The 20,827-nt window shown below is 46.8% G+C and carries 21 protein-coding genes and 1 riboswitch; of the genes, 5 read left to right on the forward strand and 16 right to left on the reverse strand.

All coding sequences use genetic code 11. From position 1 onward, the window contains the following. Positions 1-47 precede the first annotated feature (47 nt). Complete coding sequence (locus JXR92_RS12770; protein ID WP_131226364.1) at positions 48-761, forward strand: tetratricopeptide repeat protein; 714 nt, start codon at positions 48-50, stop codon at positions 759-761. 72 nt (positions 762-833) lie between these two features. Here JXR92_RS12770 and JXR92_RS12775 read toward each other — a convergent pair whose 3' ends face one another. From JXR92_RS12775 to JXR92_RS12785, 3 genes are read right to left on the reverse strand one after another with little or no spacing between them, the layout of a single operon-like run. Further along, positions 834-2,843 (reverse strand): alpha amylase C-terminal domain-containing protein, encoded by a 2,010-nt coding sequence (locus tag JXR92_RS12775; RefSeq protein WP_131226368.1) that lies wholly within the window; start codon positions 2,841-2,843, stop codon positions 834-836. 31 nt (positions 2,844-2,874) lie between these two features. After that, a complete protein-coding gene (locus JXR92_RS12780; protein ID WP_119962273.1) occupies positions 2,875-3,321 on the reverse strand; it encodes a NanQ anomerase/TabA/YiaL family protein in 447 nt (148 codons plus the stop codon). Positions 3,322-3,355: 34 nt separating this feature from the next. Beyond that, on the reverse strand, positions 3,356-4,021 hold the full coding sequence (locus JXR92_RS12785) for a DUF2461 domain-containing protein (protein ID WP_117966448.1): 666 nt from the start codon (positions 4,019-4,021) through the stop codon (positions 3,356-3,358). A gap of 333 nt (positions 4,022-4,354) precedes the next feature. On the opposite strand from JXR92_RS12785, the gene JXR92_RS12790 reads away from it, so the two are divergent. Next, on the forward strand, positions 4,355-4,585 hold the full coding sequence (locus JXR92_RS12790; protein WP_117599602.1) for a DUF6965 family protein: 231 nt from the start codon (positions 4,355-4,357) through the stop codon (positions 4,583-4,585). 104 nt (positions 4,586-4,689) lie between these two features. Here JXR92_RS12790 and JXR92_RS12795 read toward each other — a convergent pair whose 3' ends face one another. The 4 genes from JXR92_RS12795 to JXR92_RS12810 form a co-directional block, all read right to left on the reverse strand. Further along, positions 4,690-6,387 (reverse strand): alpha-amylase family protein, encoded by a 1,698-nt coding sequence (locus tag JXR92_RS12795; protein ID WP_117599603.1) that lies wholly within the window; start codon positions 6,385-6,387, stop codon positions 4,690-4,692. A 32-nt stretch (positions 6,388-6,419) separates the two neighbouring features. Further along, positions 6,420-7,229, reverse strand: coding sequence for a patatin-like phospholipase family protein (locus tag JXR92_RS12800; protein WP_138345917.1), 810 nt, complete (start codon positions 7,227-7,229; stop codon positions 6,420-6,422). Between the two features lie 285 nt (positions 7,230-7,514). Next, on the reverse strand, positions 7,515-8,024 hold the full coding sequence (locus JXR92_RS12805) for an ECF transporter S component (protein WP_171030451.1): 510 nt from the start codon (positions 8,022-8,024) through the stop codon (positions 7,515-7,517). A gap of 69 nt (positions 8,025-8,093) precedes the next feature. Then, positions 8,094-9,215 carry a DUF362 domain-containing protein gene (locus tag JXR92_RS12810; protein ID WP_206897466.1) on the reverse strand — a complete coding sequence of 374 codons (1,122 nt, stop codon included), beginning with the start codon at positions 9,213-9,215 and terminating at the stop codon, positions 8,094-8,096. A 169-nt stretch (positions 9,216-9,384) separates the two neighbouring features. Between JXR92_RS12810 and JXR92_RS12815 the strand changes: the two genes are divergently transcribed. Then, complete coding sequence (locus JXR92_RS12815; protein WP_138345920.1) at positions 9,385-10,032, forward strand: DUF4476 domain-containing protein; 648 nt, start codon at positions 9,385-9,387, stop codon at positions 10,030-10,032. A 108-nt stretch (positions 10,033-10,140) separates the two neighbouring features. On the opposite strand, the gene thiD is transcribed toward JXR92_RS12815, so the two are convergent. The 9 genes from thiD to fabD all read right to left on the reverse strand — a co-directional run bounded on the left by thiD (position 10,141) and on the right by fabD (position 18,107). Next, positions 10,141-10,968 carry a bifunctional hydroxymethylpyrimidine kinase/phosphomethylpyrimidine kinase gene (thiD, locus tag JXR92_RS12820; RefSeq protein ID WP_138345922.1) on the reverse strand — a complete coding sequence of 276 codons (828 nt, stop codon included), beginning with the start codon at positions 10,966-10,968 and terminating at the stop codon, positions 10,141-10,143. Between the two features lie 7 nt (positions 10,969-10,975). After that, positions 10,976-11,578: a thiamine phosphate synthase gene (locus JXR92_RS12825; RefSeq protein ID WP_138345924.1), complete on the reverse strand. Its 603-nt coding sequence runs from the start codon at positions 11,576-11,578 to the stop codon at positions 10,976-10,978. An 18-nt stretch (positions 11,579-11,596) separates the two neighbouring features. After that, positions 11,597-12,292: a HesA/MoeB/ThiF family protein gene (locus JXR92_RS12830; RefSeq protein ID WP_138345926.1), complete on the reverse strand. Its 696-nt coding sequence runs from the start codon at positions 12,290-12,292 to the stop codon at positions 11,597-11,599. Positions 12,293-12,327: 35 nt separating this feature from the next. Further along, complete coding sequence (gene thiH / locus JXR92_RS12835; RefSeq protein ID WP_117599608.1) at positions 12,328-13,461, reverse strand: 2-iminoacetate synthase ThiH; 1,134 nt, start codon at positions 13,459-13,461, stop codon at positions 12,328-12,330. 20 nt (positions 13,462-13,481) lie between these two features. Continuing rightward, positions 13,482-15,164: a phosphomethylpyrimidine synthase ThiC gene (gene thiC / locus JXR92_RS12840; protein ID WP_138345928.1), complete on the reverse strand. Its 1,683-nt coding sequence runs from the start codon at positions 15,162-15,164 to the stop codon at positions 13,482-13,484. Between the two features lie 13 nt (positions 15,165-15,177). Then, positions 15,178-15,954 carry a thiazole synthase gene (locus JXR92_RS12845; RefSeq protein WP_138345930.1) on the reverse strand — a complete coding sequence of 259 codons (777 nt, stop codon included), beginning with the start codon at positions 15,952-15,954 and terminating at the stop codon, positions 15,178-15,180. A gap of 10 nt (positions 15,955-15,964) precedes the next feature. Further along, complete coding sequence (locus tag JXR92_RS12850) at positions 15,965-16,648, reverse strand: thiamine phosphate synthase (protein WP_117599611.1); 684 nt, start codon at positions 16,646-16,648, stop codon at positions 15,965-15,967. A 5-nt stretch (positions 16,649-16,653) separates the two neighbouring features. Next, on the reverse strand, positions 16,654-16,851 hold the full coding sequence (gene thiS / locus JXR92_RS12855) for a sulfur carrier protein ThiS (RefSeq protein ID WP_117599738.1): 198 nt from the start codon (positions 16,849-16,851) through the stop codon (positions 16,654-16,656). Positions 16,852-16,920: 69 nt separating this feature from the next. Then, positions 16,921-17,011, reverse strand: a riboswitch (TPP riboswitch). Positions 17,012-17,219: 208 nt separating this feature from the next. Further along, complete coding sequence (gene fabD / locus JXR92_RS12860) at positions 17,220-18,107, reverse strand: ACP S-malonyltransferase (RefSeq protein WP_117599612.1); 888 nt, start codon at positions 18,105-18,107, stop codon at positions 17,220-17,222. Positions 18,108-18,504: 397 nt separating this feature from the next. Here fabD and JXR92_RS12865 point away from each other — a divergent pair, with 397 nt between their 5' ends. Both JXR92_RS12865 and JXR92_RS12870 read left to right on the forward strand, forming a co-directional pair. Continuing rightward, positions 18,505-19,236 (forward strand): NUDIX hydrolase, encoded by a 732-nt coding sequence (locus JXR92_RS12865; RefSeq protein ID WP_117599613.1) that lies wholly within the window; start codon positions 18,505-18,507, stop codon positions 19,234-19,236. A 49-nt stretch (positions 19,237-19,285) separates the two neighbouring features. Continuing rightward, positions 19,286-20,773 carry a xylulokinase gene (locus JXR92_RS12870; RefSeq protein ID WP_117599614.1) on the forward strand — a complete coding sequence of 496 codons (1,488 nt, stop codon included), beginning with the start codon at positions 19,286-19,288 and terminating at the stop codon, positions 20,771-20,773. Positions 20,774-20,827 lie beyond the last annotated feature (54 nt).

The raw sequence follows: 20,827 nt of genomic DNA on the forward strand, positions 1-20,827 counted from the left end.
CATTGTAAACTAACTTTGGGAATCAACTTTTAAATGAATTAAAGCATATGAAAAAATTAATCTTATCTATTGCACTATGTTGTGCAGCTACGAATTTCTTTGCGCAGAATGCTGACCCTGCCCAGTTGGTCAACGATGGTAAGGCTGCTCTTGAAGCTAAGAATTACCAGGAAGCTTACACAAAATTTAGTACTTATCTAACACAAACAAACAACCAAGACTCCGTAATTGCATATAACTGTGGCGTTTGTGCCGATAAGATAAAGAAACCTGCCGAAGCTTTGAAGTATTTTGATATTGCTGTACAGAAAAAGTACAACTTGGCAAATGCTTATATAGGTAAAGCCGGTGCTTTGAAAGATTTGAAGAAAAATGATGAGTATGTTGCCACTTTAAAGGAAGGGCTGGAAGCAAATCCCGGTAACAAAACATTGACTAAATTGTATGCTACTTATTACGTAAATCAAGGTATCATGGCGCAGAAAGCCAAAAAGATGGATGCAGCCGAAGAAGCTTTTAAACAAGCCATAGCTATCCAAGCAGATAATGTAAATGCACTTAACAGTCTGGGTTCTTTGTATTATAGTAAGGGTGCCAATACCATGAAAACAGATGTAGAAAAAGCAAAAGTTGAATTCAAGGAAGCCAAAGAATATTTGGATAAACTTATTCCATTGCTCTCTGCAAACAAACCAGCTCAAAAGAAGATGATGGATAATGCAAAAACGATGTTGAACTTCATCGACAGTCAATTGAAATAAAAGACTCTCCTATATAAAAAAGAGGCAGATATCAATTCAGATATCTGCCTCTTTTTTAATGTTATAAAATGATTATTTAGTTCTTCTCAGTACAACAGCTGTACGTGCCGGTATGTAAAGCTTCAGCCACTCCTTCTTGTCTTTTTTATAAAGCGGATCGTGGATGGTAAAATGTTTGATGGTATCATCCGTTAAACCATTACCGCCATAATCTGGATTATCAGTATTCAAAATAACTTCATAAGTTCCGGCAGGAACCAAGAAACCATAATCAGTAAAAGACTGCTTGGGGTTGAAGTTGAATACAAAAATCAAGTCCTTGCGCATATAGGCCAATACCTGGTCACCGTCATTATGCCATATTTCTTGGACCGGAGTAGCTTGGAAGTTCTTTATGCTTTTTACAACTCCCAACATGGCAGCATCAAAGTCACCCATATAATGATATGCCAGATTCTTGTTGTCCACCAAATCCCATTGACGGCGGGCATATTTACATGACCAACCGTTACCTTCACGGGGGAAGTCAATCCATTCCGGATGTCCGAATTCATTGCCCATAAAGTTAAGATAACCGCCGTTGATAGTAGTCGCAGTCAGTAAACGTATCATTTTATGGAGAGAAATGCCGCGATTTACGGTATAGTTTTCGTCTCCTTTCTGCATGTGCCAGTACATATCCGCATCAATCAAGCGGAAAATGATGGTTTTGTCACCCACCAAAGCTTGGTCATGGCTTTCCGCATAGGAGATGGTCTTTTCATCTTTGCGGCGGTTGGTCACTTCCCAGAACATGCTGGATGGCTTCCAGTCCTCATCTATTTTCTCCTTGATTGTCTTAATCCAATAATCGGGAATATTCATGGCCATACGGTAATCAAATCCGTAGCCGCCATCTTCATATTTTGCCGCCAGTCCGGGCATTCCCGATACTTCTTCGGCAATAGTAATGGCTTTGGCATTGACTTGATGGATAAGCCTGTTGGCAAGTGTCAGATAACAAATGGCATTGTCGTCTTGATGTCCGTTGAAGTAATCTCCGTAATTACAGAATGCTTCTCCCAAACCATGGCTATAATATAGCATGGAAGTCACTCCGTCAAAGCGGAAGCCGTCGAAATGATATTCTTCCAACCAAAATTTACAGTTAGAAAGCAGGAAATGAATAACTTCGTTCTTGCCGTAATCAAAGCAAAGTGAATCCCAAGCCGGGTGTTCCCGACGTCCACCGGGATAGAAATATTGATTAGGATCACCGGCAAAGTTACCCAAGCCTTCCACTTCATTTTTCACAGCGTGTGAATGGACAATATCCATGATAACCGCAATCCCCATGCTATGGGCTGTATCAATCAGTTCTTTCAGTTCTTCCGGAGTACCAAAGCGGGAAGAAGCGGCAAAGAAACTGGAAACATGGTATCCGAAGCTACCATAATAGGGATGTTCCTGGATAGCCATAATCTGTATGCAGTTGTAGCCTTCTTGGGCGATACGTGGAAGAATCTTTTCTTGAAATTCCTTATAGCTACCGACCTTTTCCTCCTGCTGAGACATACCGATATGGCATTCATATATCAACAAAGGATCTGTAGACGGCTTGAAAACCCGCTTCTTCATTTTATAGGGTTTCTCCGGAACCCAAACTTGGGCACTGAATATTTTAGTCTGTTCGTCTTGTACGACACGTGTAGCCCATGCAGGAATGCGCTCACCGCAACCGCCGTCCCAATGTACCATCAGCTTGTACAAGTCACCGTGTTTCACAGCATCAGCAGGAAGCTTGATTTCCCAATTGCCGTTTGCCTTGCGTTTCAGGCTGTATTTCTTTTCTTCCTTCCAACCGTTAAAAGTTCCGACTATAAAGATTTGGGTTGCGTTAGGCGCCCATTCGCGGAAAACCCAGCCGTCGTCAGTACGATGCAGACCGAAATAGAGGTATCCGGATGCGAAATCAGATAAGGTTAACTTTCCTTTATTGGTCAGTTCTAGTTCTTTGTCTATGGCATGTTGATGACGTCCGTTGATGGCATCGGCAAAAGGTTCCAGCCATGGGTCATTCTTGATTAAATTCAATGTTTCCATATAGAGGATGAGTTTTGGATATTTGATAAATTTACGCTTTAACTTTCACAATTACTTTTTTTACACCGTCAGGAGTAATACCCGGAGCATGCCCGTCCCGAGGGAAAAAGATAGCAAACATTCCGGGCTTCACTGCAATATAGCTCTCTGCCAGTCCTTCAAAAAAAGTGATGTCTTTTTCCGCATTGTAAGGAGCATCAACCGGAAGGCAGTCTTGGGCGGCGGTATAACCTATTATCTCCGTACCGGACAAAGGTATTTGAATGTCAATATAGTCTTTATGAGTTTCCAGTTTGGCATTCTCTTTTTCTTTTGGATTTGTCTGAGCCACATTGACCAACAAGTCCTTTCCTTTCAGTTCGGTCTTGCCGATTTCCAAAGAGTGCAAATCATGTGATTTTAAAAAATCAATGGCCTGCTCAAACAGAGGATGCAGCAAAGTATATTTTTCTATGTTTTCAAGTCTGTCTACAACCATAATTCAAATGTTTTAAGTTAGTTATATAGGTAAATTATTCAAAGTCGTCTATGGTGTAATTCACAAAATCAGAAAAACGCTTCATCTGCTTGAAGATGTCGTCTGTACGATCCAAAAAGTCTGGAGCAAGAAAGAAGCTGTCCGGCTGGCAGCAGGCAACCGTATACTCTTTACACTGAAGGTATTTCAGATAGGGATAGTCCTTTGGAAATCCTTTTGGAGCTGTTTTTAGAAAATTCTCTCCGATGATGGGGAAGTATTGCTTGAAAGCGGGATCTTCCACTATGCTACGAAATTCATCCATATTATCGTATACTGCTTGTCGCAGAGCTCTTAACAAGGGCGAGGGAGGACAATAACTTCCACCGGCCAACAGGCAGTTTCCCGGTTCCAGATGCACGTAATAGCCACAATGGTCGGATTTCTTTCCTTTCGCATTGATATATCCTCCCAGATGTGTCTTGTAGGGAGTTTTATCTTCGGAAAAGCGTGTATCACGATAAATACGGTATGTACAGTCCTTTGCTTCTATGCCACGGATGCTTTCATCAAACAAAGAGATACGGGAGATAATTACTGTAAGCAAGTTTTCAAACTCGCTGCGGGCTACTTCATACTGTTCCCGGTGAGAATTGAACCATTCACGATTGTTGTTTGCAGACAGTTCTTTCAAAAATTGAAATATAACAGGGATATTCATATCATATTCTTTCCTTATTATCTGCCAAATTTACGGATAATATTTCTAACATGCTACAAAGAAGGGTAAAAAAAGCATCGGCTCTGGTAAACCGATGCTCCTTACACATTTATCAATCAAACAGACGCTTCTGTTTTTGATGTACTTACTTATCACAAGCGGGTACGTCTCTTTTAATTAATCTTATATCTAATACTATGAAAAACACATTTATATAACACAACAAATCGAGATTTTGTTCATGCAGATGAGGATAACTTTAGCATAAAAAATGGGTGGGTCATTTTATTCTGCATCCAGTTTGCACTATCTTTGCAAGAAAAAATGTAGAATATGGCCGAATATAAATTTGATGAAGATAGCGTTAAAGCGCTGATAGATTGGGCAAAGAGCACATCTTTCCCTCAAAGTGTAACATTGTCTGATGCTGAGAACATAGTGGATGTGAAACGTTTTGTGCAAGCTAACCTCAGTGATATAGATGCACATTATCCTGATGATTTTTATAATCCTGCCATCACGCGGCTATATCGACTGAAGGAATATATGGAAGAGAACCAATAAAGACTTGGCACTGATTATGCGGAAAGCCGCGAAGCGATTAAGAAATCCGTGTTGTTCTGCATAATTAGTGCCAAACCTAATAAATCACCTGAGTTGTGCCCCCATTATAGCTTTATCTTAAGTATCTTTCCTCCATATCCTTCGACGGCCACATTAGTAGCCTTATAGGGAAGCAGACTTATGTTTTCTTCTTTTCCGCTGAGCAGCTCCGTAGCTTTGTACTGATCCATCTGCGGTATTTGCAGGAAGTCAAAAGCATGAGAAGGAATATTTATGGCAAGGTCTGCCGAGATATGGTCGAAGTTCACGACAAACAGCAGCAGGTCCCTCTCAAATTTGCGCAGGAATGTATATTGCTTATGTTCATTAAAGCGCCATCCGTTGACATTGGCATACATCAAATCGAAGAAAGCTCCTTGAGAGATGGCCTTTTCTTCATTGCAAAGAGTCAGCAACCGTTTATAAATGCTGTATAGGTGTTTCTGGTCCTCCGTCAGCATCTTGCCGTCGAACTTGCCGTCATTGCGCCAACGGCGGATGGTATCTACACTCCAATAGTCAAAGATGGTTGTACGTCCGTCCCGGCCGCTGAAACCTTCGCTATCCATGCCCAGCTCACCAAACTCCTGACCGAAATAAATCATCATCGGATTGGTGTTCATGCAGGCTGACACAATGAGTGCCGGAATCGCCTTGCGCGGGTTACTGGCAAAAAAGTCGGAAGCGATACGTTGCTCGTCATGGTTTTCCAGAAAGTTCAACATGCGTTTTTCTATGCCTCCCAGACTTTGCCAAGAGCGGGTGATGGCAGTTGCCGATTCATACCCGCAAGTAACAGCTCGCAAGGTATCATAAAGTCCTACTTTGTCGTATAAATAATCAAACTTGCCACGGAACAAGTAATTCTTGTATTCTCCCGGGTTGTAGACTTCGGCTATAAACAGCAGGGAGGGATATTGCTCCTTGACCTGCGGAATTGCCCATTCCCAGAACTCTACGGGAACCATCTCGGCCATATCGCAACGGAAACCGTCTATGTTCTTTCCCGCCCAGAACAGCATGATATCCAGCATCTTGGTCCATGTATCGGGAATGGGGTCGAAATGGCAAGTCCCGCCGTTCTGATAATCCACTCCATAATTCAACTTTATAGTTTCGTACCAATCGGTAATGTTTGGATATGCGTCAAAACGGTTGTTTCCGGTAGCTTTTGCCGGAAATTCCCTATAAGGTTCGGTGGCTGCACCTTTCATGTCAAATTGGCCATGCAGTTCCGATTTCGGGATATAATAGAAGTTATTATATGGGCTGAACGCATAGTTGGTATCATCGTTTGAACCCAGTTGTGAAGTGCCATCCGGCTGGGCATCCGAGTGATATTGACGAGCTACGTGGTTGGGAACAAAATCTATGATGACCTTCAGACCGCTACGGTGAGTGCGCTGCACCAGATTCTCAAACTCTTTCATACGCTCCGGTACGTCCTTGGCGAGATCCGGGTCGACATCATAGTAGTCCTTGATGGCATAGGGAGATCCGGCTTTACCTTTCACAATGGCCGGATGGTCGGGTTGGATATTGTGACGGCGGTAGTCAGTTTGCGTAGCATGCTCAATGATGCCCGTGTACCATATATGTGTAGCGCCAAGCTTCTTGATTTCTCCCAACGCCTTGGCTGTAAAGTCAGCCATCTTGCCGCATCCATTTTCGGTGATGCTGCCATTATTGATGCAGTGGTTATTGTTGTTTCCGAATAGTCGGGTGAACACTTGATAAATAATCAATTTGTTTTCGTCGTTCATTTCTTTGTTTTCTATGTTATAGAATGGTTATTTTATTCTTTCCAAATGCTGCCTTTGTCTATGAACAGGCGTTCCAATATATCATTGGTCGTATTATATCCCTGCATGAATATCTCCTCCGCCTTTTCCAGCTCTGTATTGCTGTATCCCTCCAAGTTATAAGGTTCTATCAGTAAATCAGCCTTCTCGCGTTCAGGAAAAGAGTTGGAGCGAAACATAAAGTTATAGGAACGTAAGGCAATACTCACAATGTTCATTTTATACTTGGTTGCCATCAAAGGGCTGACATTCACGGCAATCACTTTTTCGCATATACGGCGGAGGGTAGAGACAGGCAGGTTCATCAGCAGGCCTCCGTCCACGTAATGGGTGCCGTCTATATTGACCGGGGCAAACAATACCGGCATGCAACACGAAGCTGCTACGCGTTCGGCGATGTCCCCTTTATGGAAATGTACCAGACGTCCGTGGTCCAGGTCAGTAGCTGTAATAATCAGAGGGATTTGCAGTTCTTCCAGTTTCTTGGATTTCAGATTGCTTTTCAGGAAATCGATGAACTCTCCCAATTCAAATAATCCGACTTTGGGAATCACCAGTTTGGTCAGGTCCTGAAACTTGTGCCCGGCAAAGTAGTCAAGAACTTTATGCGGTTCATTGCCGTCGGCGTAGAATACCCCGGCCAAGGCTCCGGCACTGACTCCGGAAAGTATATTGGGCTTGATGTCATGTTCCAATAAAGATTGCATGGCACCCAAATGGGCAAAGCCTTTGATGAAACCGCCGCTCAAGGCAAAACCTATCGGATATTTTTTAGTGAACCAGTTGTTCGTTGCTACCTCCATGTTGAAAATATAATATATTGTTCGGCACGAAATTAATGATTTTATCGTAGGGAGAAAGGAAAATAGCGGAAAAAAGTTCAAAGTATTAAGAGAAAAGTCTTCTCTATTAAGGAGAAAGTTTTTCTTGGTTAGGGAAAAAGTTTTTATCAGTTAAGAAAAAACTTAGTTTATGGTTTGCGGATGTCTATCCCAAGTCTTGGGATAGACATCCGCAAACTGGGGATATGTATCCGCAGTTTGCGAACAAAGTTTTAGGATTAAGGGATACTGTTTGAGAATATACGCTTAATTTTTTGCGATTGCTTTCAGCAGTACATATCCTCCGAACCACTGAATCAGCATACCCGGAATGCCCATACGGAAATCTTGCACAGCCAGAAAGAAATTACCGCACAGAGCCCATTCAAAGGCCGTACCGATAATTTGATAGGAGAGAACCACGCCCAGCAATGCCAATAAAGAGATATTCTTGGCATAGCGTGCAGCAAGAGCGGCGGCTCCGGCCAGCAGACCGGACTTTATAAGTATAGCCGGCAACACGGCTGCTGCAGGCATGGCAAAAAGCAGATGATTGATGACCGGCGACAGGATAGCCGTCAGCAGACCTACCTTGAAACCATATTTATAAGCAGCTATCAGTGTGAAGAAATAGATGGGAAGCAACGTCGGACCGCCTGCTGGGACCAGATGGCAGAGTTGCGGCAAGGCGATGTTTCCTGCCACGAACAGCAGGGCGAATAGATAGGTCTTTACGTTGCCGAAAGGCAGGGAATAAAGTTTTGCAGATGTTTCCATTTGTATAATATTATGCATTAATTGATAAATCTATTTTTAGTATGACTGTTTAAAACAGAAAAGGTTTAGTCAAATCTTCACCAATTCATATTTCATGGTTCCCAATCCGATTTTCTCGGCATGGCGCAACCCGGCAAGCCAGTCCGTGTCGGGGTGCATCAAGTGGAATTTGTCGCACCCGCACAAGTCATCGTGCTCGTGTGCCGTGGCGAGGCAATTGTTGCCGTGCAGTATCGGGGCTTGGATGACCATATCTGCACATGCCTTGTCCAGTGCAACCGGGTCTGCCGAAGCCAGGATGCCGAGGTCGGGCACGATGGCGGCATCGTTGTGGTTCCAGCAGTCGCATTCGGGAGATACGTTCATGATGAAGCTGATGTGGAAATGGGGCTTGCCCATAACGACAGCCAAGGCATATTCGGCAATCTTGTAGTTCAGGCGTTCGGAAGTATCTTCGGCTCCCATCACGGCACCGTCGTGCTGGCAGAGAGCTACGCACTGTCCGCAACCTACGCATTTGGTGTAGTCTATTTCTGCCTTGCGGCTTGCATTGAGGTGCACGGCGTCGTGTGCGCAGTGTTTCACGCAGATGTTGCAGCCTATGCAGTTTTCTACGTCAATCTTGGGTTGCGAGGCGCAGTGCAGTTCCAGCTTTCCGCCTACGCTGGCACATCCCATACCCAGATTCTTCAAGGCGCCGCCGAAACCGGCTTGTTCGTGTCCCTTGAAGTGGTTCATACTGATTACAATATCGGCGTCGGCTATCGCTGTACCGATTTTGGGTGCCGGACAATATTCCCCGTTCAGAGGGATTTCGCGGTAGTCCGTTCCTTTCAGCCCGTCGCCGATAATGACCTGGCACTGGGCCGAGATAGGGTTAAAGCCATTCTCCATCGCACTTTGCAAGTGGTCTACGGCATTGGCACGACGACCGGAATACAGCGTGTTGCAGTCCGTCAAGAAAGGTTTGGCTCCCAGGCTGCGGAGCAGGGTTGCCATTCGAGCTGCATAATTGGGACGCAAGTATGCCAGGTTTCCGGGTTCGCCGAAATGGATTTTAATGGCAGCAAAGCTATCTTTCAAAGGAAGTTGCTCGATGCCTGCCCTTTTCAGCAAGCGTTCCATTTTATCCAAAAGATTGGATGTAGGGGAGGTACGCAAATCAGAGTAGTATACTTTTGCTTTTTCCATGTGTTTTTACCTATTTATAGTGATAGTATCTGCAAAAATAACGGATTATTTCCATATTAATAGGTATATGGCTAAAAAAAGTAGGGAAATCCCTTTTGACAAATAGGGGGATAATAAGAGGTCTATCCATGTTTCTGCCTACCTTTGTGGCAACTAAAAACTCGATAAGATGAAAACAATCAGACTAATTATTGCGGGACTGGTAATGACGATGGGATTCAGCAGTTGTTCCAGTTTGTTTTATGATGCTAAGGTAGATGTGTTGAACAGTATCCAGAAGGGGATGAGCAGGCAGGAGGTCACCAAGATATTGGGAACTCCAGAGTATCGCCGCTTCAACCGGGATATAGAAGAATGGGAATATTCCAGAGTGCTGTCCGGTAAAAGTAATATCAGCCGAACTCAGATTGTCGTGACTTTTGAAGGTGGGAGAGTCGTTGCAATGGACTCATTCTCCGGAGAGCCACGTACGTTGCCGGTTGTTCCCAGTGAAGTAGTGATAGATTCTCCAGCTCCGGTTTATGTCAGGGGGATGCACCCCGAAGACTTCCGGCATTTTTATGAAAAAGTGAAGTCCCGCCCTTTCAAGGATGATCAAATCGAAATGATGAGAACTGTTGCCCGAAACAACAGTCTGAACTGTGTGCAATGTGCCAGTTTGATGGCACTATATACTTTTGATGACGACAAGATGAAAGTCCTCAACATATTCGCTCCCAATATCGTAGATCCGGAAAACTACGAAGCGATTTTAGACGTCATTGATTCACTGTTCAAGAAAGACGATGCCAAGAAAATTCTGGGCATACGCTATTAAGAAGCAGGCATGTCGAAACGCATTGTCCGTTGGTGCCAAACACATGATGTATCGGAGGCTGACAGATAATGCGTTTAAGGTAAACAGATAATGCGTTTCGACGAGCTCTTATTCCGATAAAGGAAAGTGCCATAACGGACCGTTCCCGTGCCCTATATTCATGTCTTTCCCCCGGTTTATCGCAGTACCGATATACTCTTTAGCCTTGCAGACCGCTTCATCGAGTTTGTTGCCACCGGCAAGAAATGTAGCTATGGCAGAGGAAAGGGTACACCCCGTGCCGTGCAGGTTACGGCTCTCTATTTTGGGATTGGAATAGAGGATGCATCCGGATGGCAGGACGTCAGCCCCGGCAGAAGGTTGCCGACAATAAAGCACGTCGCACATGTCATTGCCCTCCAGATGTCCGCCTTTGACGAGAACAGCGGTATTGTATCTGCAGGATAATTCCTGTGCCGCTTGCTGCATCTCCACAGTGCCGGCAATGGTTCGCCCCCAAAGCAGGCTTGCTTCATTCAGGTTGGGAGTAATGAGGGTGCATAGCGGAAACAGTTCCGCCTTAATGACTTGTATAGTTTCTTCGGTCATCAGTCGCCGTCCACTGGTCGATATCATGACGGGGTCATAGACTATACACTCCAGAGTATAAGTCTGAAGACAATCGACAATGGCGGTCACAATACTGGCATCATGTACCATACCTATCTTGACGGCATCCGGCCTTAAATCATCCATAACAGAGGTGATTTGTGCTTTAACCATATCCGCAGGTATCGGATAAACCGATTGTACTCCCAGTGTGTTTTGTGCAGTAACAGCCGTGATGACGGAAGCGGCATAACCTCCCAAAGCGGAAATGGTCTTTATGTCTGCTTGTATGCCTGCACCGCCCGAACAGTCGGAACCGGCAATGGAAAGGATAATAGGGGGAAGCATGAAATAATTAAAAATTAAAGGGGTGAGAGGAAAGCTGTTTCAGGTGGAGGAAGTGGGGGATGAAAGCTTCCTTCGCTTGCTGCCAGACATCTCCCAGCAGTACGGCACCTCCGAAACCTAAAACGGCTATTTCCGGAAGATGTTTCAAGCTGATGCCACCCAATGCCATCACCTTTGAGTCGATAATACCAGCTTGCTGCGCCTTCTGCAAGGTATCGCAGGAGTAAGCGGAAGAGTAGCCTTCTTTGGATATACTGTCATAAATGGGACTGAGGAACACATAGTTACAATCTGATTTATGTTTCAACACTTCTTCAAGAGAGTGACAAGAGCGACTGACATGTCCCTTATATCCGGACGGTATCTGTGGATTGCGTCCGTTCAGATGAATTCCTTTCAGACCGAAAACGGATGCCAGCTGGAATTGCTCATGCGTGACAATGCGTGGTATATATTCCATCGGTAGCTGTTGAAGAAAATTCCCCACCTCCTCTGCCGAAGCTCCCGGCTTGCGCAGGTGGAGTATTTCCAAACCGTTTTGGAATAAGGAGGTAACTGCCGCTGCTTCTCCTTCAAAGAATTGCGGCGTGGTAATGACTATCAGCTTCATATCTTTATGGATGTTTGTCTATAATGAGAAAATATACGACTGCATGGTCCTTAAATCAATCGTCCATAGCTTTCCAACCAAGGGTTCACCGTAGCCGCAAATCAGTTTCAATACTTCATTGGCTTCTACGCTACCCACAATGGCAGGGGTTACGCCGATAACCGATTTGTCCGGAGACGGCATGAGCAGTGTCCCTTCTTCATCCGGATAGAGCTCACGGTAGTTTTTCGCACCTTCACCGTAGCAGAAGACGGACACTTGGCCTTCAAAGCCTTGAATGGCACCATAAACGTAGGGCTTTCCCCAAGCGTTGCATACGTCATTCAGCAAGTAGCGGGTAGCGAAGTTGTCGCACCCGTCTACCACTATATCGTAGTTCCTTATCAGTTCCCCGGCATTCTTCTTGTCCAGACGGAAGGGGTACGCTTCCACGTTTACATCGCTGTTCAAACCCTGCACTCTACGGGCGCCACATAGAGGTTTAGGCTGCCCAAGGTCAGCTTCAGCATACAGAACCTGACGTTGAAGATTACTGATGCTGACCTGGTCATCGTCCACCAATCCCAGCGTTCCGACTCCTGCTCCCGCCAGATAGAGGGCAATGGGAGAACCCAATCCTCCCACACCGACTATCAACACCTTGGCATTACGCAGTTTCTCTTGTCCGGCTTCGCCTATTTCAGGGAGGGACGTTTGTCTGGCATATCGGTTCATTTGTTCATTATTATTAAGGTTCTGTATTCGGCCACTCATCTCTTGAAAGCCTTCAAATCAAAACTCGCATCCCAATCTTTCCACACCGGTTCGCGCCCCAGGCGTTTCAACGCTTTGTCCACTTCCACAGCCTTGCGCTCGTCGCTGACATGAAACTGTTCCAGCGTTTGCGGATAGCTGTAATATCCTCCCGGCTCGGTCTTGCTTTCGGCGCTCATGGTTGTCACACCAAGTGTTGCCATATGGTCGCGTATATCGGCAGGCTCGCGGGTGGAGTAGGAGATGTCCACATCATGATCAAAGATACGCATGGCAAAAGTGACTTGTGCCAGTTCGCGGTCGCTCATGATGACATTGGGCTGGAAGCCGCCATTCTCCGAAGGACGCATACGGGGGAAGTTGACGCTGTATTTCGTCTGCCAATAATGTTTTTGGAGATAGCGCAGGTGATAAGCCATCATGGTGATGTCTGTCCGCCATTCTTTCTCCAGACCGATGAGCACTCCCATGCCGATGGAGTGGACGCCTGCCTGCCCCATGCGGTCGAAACCGTTGACACGCCATTCAAATTTGGACTTCATGCCGCGGGGGTGGTAGATGTTGTAATTCGCTTTGTGATAGGTTTCCTGAAAACAAATCACACCGTTCATGCCGTGCTCTTTCAGCTCTGCATACTCTTCCGCCTTTAAGGGCATCACTTCTATTTTCAGATTGCTGAAGTAGGGTTTTGCCAGGTCTAGTGCACGGGCTATGTAGGGCACGCCTGCTTTGGCCGGATTTTCTCCCGTCACCAACAGCAAATTCTCGAAAGGTGCCAGCTTCTTGATGGCCTTGTATTCGTTCACGATTTCTTCTTCCGTCAGTATGGTACGCGGCATGGGGTTGCTGATATGGAAACCGCAATACACGCAAGAGTTGGTGCAGGAATTCGTGATGTAAAGAGGCACGAACATGGAGATGGTCTTCCCGAATCGTGCCTCGGTGTATTTCTTGCTCAATCGTGCCATCGTCTCCAGATAGGGAGCAGCGGCGGGTGAGATGAGGGCCATGAAGTCCTCTACATTACAATGTTCTTTGGAGAGGGCACGGCGTACATCCGCATCTGTCTTGGCATGGATGCGTGCCGTGGTTTCCTCCCAGGATATATGTTCTAATTCGTCTGAAAACATAGTGTTCTATCAATTCCCATTTATTTCTTTTTTAATTCTCTCGACAACCGCATTGCACAGAAGTTTGGTCCGCACATCGTGCAATACTCCCCATCCACATGCTTCCCTGCATGGAAATAGCTGAACGCACGTTCCGGGTCGAGCGACAAGTCAAACTGGTCTTTCCAGCGGAATTCATAACGTGCTTTGCTCAGTGCATTGTCACGCACTTGTGCTCCGGGATGCCCTTTTGCCAGGTCGGCGGCATGGGCGGCTATCTTATAGGTGATGACACCTACACGCACATCCTCCTTATCGGGCAGCGCCAGATGCTCTTTGGGGGTGACATAACAGAGCATGGCCGTACCCAGCCAACCTATCTGTGCCGCGCCGATGGCAGACGTAATATGGTCGTAACCCGGTGCGATGTCCGTCACGATGGGGCCGAGCGTATAGAAAGGCGCATCGTGGCATTTTTCTATCTGGCGCTCCATATTCTCCTTAATCTTGTGCATGGGCACGTGGCCAGGACCTTCGATGAAAGCCTGCACATTCTTGTCCCAAGCACGCAGCACAAGCTCGCCCATCGTGTCGAGTTCTGCAAACTGCGCTTCATCGTTGGCATCGTGCGTAGACCCCGGACGCAGCCCGTCTCCCAAAGAGATGGCAACGTCATACTGTGCCAGAATGTCGCAAATGTCATCAAAGTGTTCGTAAAGGAAACTCTCGCGGTCGTGCACTAGGCACCATTTGCTCATGATGCTGCCGCCACGGCTCACGATACCGCACAACCTTTTCTCGGCCAGATGCACATTATGGCGGCGTATACCGGCATGGATGGTGAAGTAGTCCACTCCCTGCTCGCATTGTTCAATCAAGGTGTCGCGGTAGATTTCCCAGGTGAGGTCCTCCACCTTGCCGTTCACTTTCTCCAATGCCTGGTAGATGGGGACAGTACCTACCGGAACGGGACAGTTACGGATAATCCATTCGCGCGTTTCGTGGATATTCTCTCCGGTGGAGAGGTCCATCAGCGTGTCGCCGCCCCATTTACAGCTCCATAAAGCCTTTTCCACCTCTTCTTCAATGCCGGAAGTGGTGGCGGAGTTTCCGATATTGGTATTTATCTTCACCAGGAAGTTACGGCCTATAATCATCGGCTCTGCTTCGGGATGGTTGATGTTGGCAGGAAGCAGGGCGCGTCCGGCAGCAATCTCCCGGCGTACAAATTCCGGTGTGATGTGCGTCTCTATTCCCAGCTCCGCGCAGTTCATGTTCTCGCGAATCGCCACATACTCCATTTCAGGCGTGATGATACCTTGCTTGGCATAGTACATCTGTGTACAGCATTTTCCTTGAAGGGCACGGTAGGGCAGGGTGATGTGCTCAAAGCGCAGAGAATCGAGTGACCTGTCGTCGCGGCGCATGCGCCCGTACTCCGACGTTATTTCGGAAAGTTGCTCCACATCGCCGCGTTTCAGTATCCACGGTTCGCGCAGGCGGGGCAGCCCTTTCTTTAAATCCACTTCGACGGCAGGGTCGCTGAACGGTCCGCTGGTATCATACACATACACTTCAAGATTCGGGGTAATCACCTTTTCTCCATCTATGAAGTTCGTACTGGGCACTTGTTCCACTTTACGCATAGCTACGCGCAATTCGGGAAACAAGGTGCCCGGCAAATATACTTTCTCGGAACGGGGGAATTTTATCTTCTGGTTCATTGCATTGTCAGTTTTATAGGTTCAAGAATGCTGTCAGCGGTGAGCTGGCTTCCGCAACAAAATTATCGGCTTGTGCGCCCAGACCTGCTTCGTATGCCATGCGTCCTGCCTCTACAGCCTGCTTGAACGCTACCGTCATGGCCACGGGGTCGCCCGCTACGGCAATGGCGGTATTCACCAGGCAAGCCGACGCGCCCATTTCCATAGCCTCTGCCGCATGGCTCGGGGCACCGATACCGGCATCCACCACTACGGGGATATTGGCTTGCTCAATGATTATCCTCAAGAAATCCCTTGTCTGCAGTCCTTTGTTTGTGCCGATAGGAGCACCCAGCGGCATGACGGTGGCGGCACCTGCCTCTTCCAGTCTCTTGCACAGTGTGGGGTCTGCCTGACAATAGGGCAGTACTACGAAGCCCAATTTGACCAGTTCCTCCGTGGCTTTCAACGTCTCCACAGAATCCGGCAACAGATAGCGGGGGTCGGGGTGTATCTCCAGTTTCAGCCAGTTCGTGCCAAAAGCCTCACGCGCCATCTGTGCGGCAAAAACAGCTTCTTCGGCATTGCGCACGCCGGAGGTATTGGGCAGAAGCTGAATGCCGGGATGTTGTATATGCACCAGCATATCATCTTCCTTATTGTCCAGTTCAATTCGTTTCATTGCCACCGTCACCATTTCCGTGCCGGATGCCAAGATGGATTGTTCCATCACTTCGTCGGAATGGAACTTTCCGGTTCCTAAAAACAGGCGAGAGTTGAACTCACGTCCCGCAATCACTAATTTTTCCATGTCAGTAGTGTTATATTAATTTTTCGTTCTTTACTTTTTCCCCTGCTTCTTCATTCTTTATTAAAGAAATGATTCTCCGCATCTCGTCTGCCGGACTATCGGCATGCAGCACCGTGCCGGATAGGGCAATTCCGCTGACTCCCGTCTGCATAATGGCGGGAATGTCTGCAATGGTAATTCCTCCGATGGCAACCATGGGCAGGCATACGTTCTCCTCCCGCATCCGGTTGACGATGGCGGCATAGCCTTCCAATCCTAATATCGGGCTTAGGTTCTTCTTGGTGGTGGTGTAGCGGAAAGGGCCGCAGCCTATGTAGTCGGCACCAGCTTTGTAGTGTTGCTGTACATCCTCAAAAGTATTGGCGGTACCGCCTATAATGTACTCCGCGCCCAGAATCCGGCGTGCGTCGGCTATGGGCATGTCTTTCTTTCCAAGATGTACGCCGTCGGCACGCAGCTTCTTTACCAGTTCCACATGGTCGTCAATGATGAAGGTCGCACCGTATTGTCGGCAAAGAGCCTGCACCTCTAAGGCTACGGGTTCTATCGTTTCCACCGGGGTGTCTTTCATGCGCAGTTGCACCCAGCGGCAACCGCCCTCAAGAGCCATGCGTGCAGCATCCAGGTACGAATATCGCTCCGTATAGTGCGTGATGAACTGCATTCCTCCGTTTTTCAGCCTCTCGTCCTTCATCTTCCTCACCCTCCGCAAGCCGCTTTGATAATGATGATGGACATGTATTCCCTCAGGGCGCATTTTGTCCATTCCGTGCGAAATACAATATGGTTGTCTACGGCCACGGCAATGCCTTGCACCGGTAGGGCAAGTTCCTCGATAAGTTGTGAAAGGGTAGTGGCGCCGGTTTTCACTTCCTTGTTGTTGACCAATACTTTCATTTTTCTGTTCATTAAGAAATAAAACAATGGAAGTAAATACAAAGAAGCGTCTTTACGGCAAGTTTAGTGAAGAAAAAAATATCCAATTCCTACGGCAGTACTAACTGCATCAGGTTCGAGGGTATAATCTCAGCCCGTCAGGGCACCCCTTTGTCTTTACGGCAACAAAGGTAAGGGAAAATCGGAAATAAAAAACAAAAGGAAGCTTTTTTTCTCCCTGTCTCTGACTTTTCTTTTCCTTACCATCTCCGTACCTATACAGACGTAGCAGATAGAGAAGAGATTACAAGAGGAAAGTAAAGCTCTTTAAAAAGAAAGGCTGCCTCTCCGAAGAAAGACAGCCTTGAAGATATACTATACACAAAGAATTATGCAATCCCGTGAGCCGTTGCTTCCGGTGCAATTTTCTTGATAAGACCTTGCAGCACTGCACCAGGACCGCACTCTGTGAAGTCCGTAGCACCATCGGCAACCATGTTCTTCACTGTTTGCGTCCAACGTACCGATGCTGTCAGCTGAGCCACCAGATTCTTCTTGATTTCTGCCGGGTCAGTATGAGGCATAGCGTCTACATTCTGATATACGGGGCACTTCGGAGCATGGATTTCTGTTGCATTGATGGCTGCTTCCAGTTCCACTTTGGCAGGGTCCATCAATGGAGAGTGGAATGCACCGCCTACCTTCAACGGTAAGGCGCGCTTGGCACCTGCAGCCTTCATCAGTTCGCAAGCCTTGTTGATACCTTCTATGGAACCGGAAATTACAATCTGTCCCGGGCAATTATAGTTGGCTGCCACGCAAACTTCACCTTCGGCACTTACCTGGGCGCAGATTTCCTCAACCTTTTCATCCGGCAGGGCAATTATGGCTGCCATAGTGGAGGGCTGTGCTTCGCAAGCCTTTTGCATAGCCATGGCACGGGCATACACCAGTTTCAGACCATCTTCAAAGCTCAGTGCACCGGCAGCAACCAAAGCGGAGAACTCGCCCAGTGAGTGACCGGCGGTCATCTCCGGCTTAAAGTCATCGCCCATGCAGAGGGCGGAAATAACGGAATGAAGGAATACGGCAGGTTGGGTAACTTTAGTCTGGCGCAGGTCTTCATCTGTACCGTTGAACATAATATCAGTAATACGATACCCGAGGATATCATTTGCTTTCTCAAAAAGTTCCTTGGCTAATGCCGAATTTTCGTACAGGTCCTTTCCCATGCCAACGAATTGGGCACCTTGACCCGGAAATACAAATGCTTTCATATTTACTCGTTTTTTAGTGTTTAAATAAAAAGTGCTGCAAAGGTAGAGGTTTTTCTGATATTCACCGCACAAACGGATGTTTTTTGTGCAATACCCTTACTTTAAGGAGGAAGCTAAAATACAATATGTATGCTTGGGTCTTCTGTGATATCCGGATACTGAAATACTTATAAATGAAACACTTCCTCCTTATTGTACTTCCTACAATTAGACCTCTTGTGTATTCTTGTAAATTACATATTGTATTCCATACGATAACAACTGAAAATGATATTGTATAAAGTAAGATATGTATTCAGTTGAAAAATAATGCTTTATAACATTGTAAAAATATTCTTTTCCTTTGTTGCAAATTAGAAAAACCTATTTATATTTGCAGCGCTTAACGAGATATATTATGCAAAACATAGAACAAAAAACGCCGTTGGCAAACAATCATATCTCTGTGGACTGTGTAGTGATTGGTTTTGACGGAGAACAGCTAAAGGTTCTGCTGATTAAGCGTGCAGGAGAGGAAGAAGGAGAAATCTTTCATGATATGAAGCTTCCCGGAAGTCTGATTTATATGGATGAGGACTTAGATGAAGCTGCCAAACGGGTGTTGAATGAATTAACGGGCCTGAAGAACGTCAATCTGATGCAATTTAAGGCATTCGGTTCAAAAAACCGTACGAAGGACCCCAAAGATGTGCATTGGCTGGAACGTGCCATGCAGTCCAGGGTGGAACGTATTGTCACCATAGCCTATCTTTCCCTGGTGAAGATAGACCGCGCATTGAACCGTGATTTGGACGATTATCAAGCCAGTTGGGTAGCCATGCCGGATATAAAGGCTCTGGCATTCGACCACAACCTGATTATCAAGGAAGCCATTACCTATGTCCGCCAGTACGTCGAGTTCAATCCGTCTTCACTGTTCGACTTATTGCCGCGTAAGTTCACCGCATCCCAGCTTCGCACTTTGTACGAGCTGGTGTATGACAAGCAGTACGACGTACGCAATTTCCATAAAAAGATAGCCCTGATGGAATATGTCGTTCCTCTGGAAGAAAAACAGCAAGGCGTGGCCCACCGGGCGGCACGTTACTACCGTTTTGACAAAAAGATATACAATAAAATCCGACGGTAGCCGGATTTTGAATTCTTCATATCACTTTCATTCTTTAATATTGATAGAAATGTATTTATTAGGTTATGACATCGGCAGCTCGTCTGTAAAAGCGAGTCTGGTAAATGCGGAAAGCGGCAAATGTGTATCGTCTGCCTTCTTCCCCAAGACTGAAGCGGAAATTATCGCAGTGAAGCCCGGCTGGGCAGAGCAAGACCCCGGAAATTGGTGGGAAAATTTGAAACTGGCCACACAAGCTGTATTGGCAGAATCCGGAGTAAACGCAGAAGACATCAAGGCGATTGGTATCTCTTATCAGATGCATGGCTTGGTATGTGTAGATAAAAACCAGCAGGTGTTGCGTCCTGCCATTATCTGGTGCGACTCCAGAGCCGTGCCCTACGGACAAAAGGCTTTCGAAACATTGGGAGAGGAGACTTGCCTTTCACATCTGCTGAATTCTCCGGGCAACTTCACGGCCTCCAAACTGGCTTGGATTAAGGAGAATGAGCCTTCCGTTTACGAAAAGATTCATAAGATAATGCTGCCGGGCGACTATATCGCCATGAAGTTGAGCGGTACCATCTGTACCACGGTGTCCGGTTTGTCCGAAGGGATGTTCTGGGATTTCAAGAACAACCGGGTTGCTGATTTTCTGATGGAGTATTATGGATTCGACTCCTCTCTGATTGCCGACATCAAACCGACTTTCTCCGAGCAGGGACGCGTCAATGCTGCTGCAGCCGCAGAGCTGGGTCTGAAAGAAGGTACGCCTATCACTTACCGTGCTGGCGACCAGCCCAACAATGCCCTTTCCCTGAATGTATTCAATCCGGGTGAAATAGCTTCCACCGCCGGAACATCCGGCGTGGTATACGGCGTGAACGGTGAGGTGAATTACGACCCCAAGTCACGTGTCAACACCTTTGCACACGTCAACCATACTGCCGGGCAAACCCGTCTGGGTGTTCTGCTGTGCATCAATGGTACGGGCATCCTCAATTCATGGGTAAAACGTACCGTTGCTCCCGAAGGCATCTCCTACAGCGATATGAATCTGCTGGCAGCACAAGCTCCCATCGGCAGTGCCGGCATCAGCATCCTGCCCTTCGGGAACGGTGCGGAGCGTATGCTGGAGAACAAGGAAATAGGCTGCTCCATTCATGGCATCAACTTCAACCAGCACGGCAAGCAGCATATCGTCCGTGCAGCGCAGGAAGGCATCGTTTTCTCCTTCAAATATGGAATCGACATCATGGAACAAATGGGCATTCCCGTGCAGAAAATTCATGCCGGCAAGGCTAATATGTTCCTCAGCCCGCTGTTCCGCGAGACATTGGCCGGTGTGACGGGAGCTGTCATCGAACTGTATGATACCGACGGCTCTGTAGGTGCCGCCAAAGGCGCCGGAATCGGTGCGGGCATATACAAGGACAACAACGAAGCATTTGCCACGCTTGAGAAGCTCGAGGTGATAGAGCCGAAAGTGGCAGACCGCCAGGCTTATGCCGACGCATATGCGCGCTGGAAACACTGTCTGGAAGAAGCAATGAGATAATGTATGATTGATTCATGGCATCTTGATATGAACAAATTTTTGCAACTTATTTAA

The sequence above is a fragment of the Bacteroides parvus genome (assembly GCF_017309675.2).
GTDB lineage: Bacteria > Bacteroidota > Bacteroidia > Bacteroidales > Bacteroidaceae > Bacteroides > Bacteroides uniformis.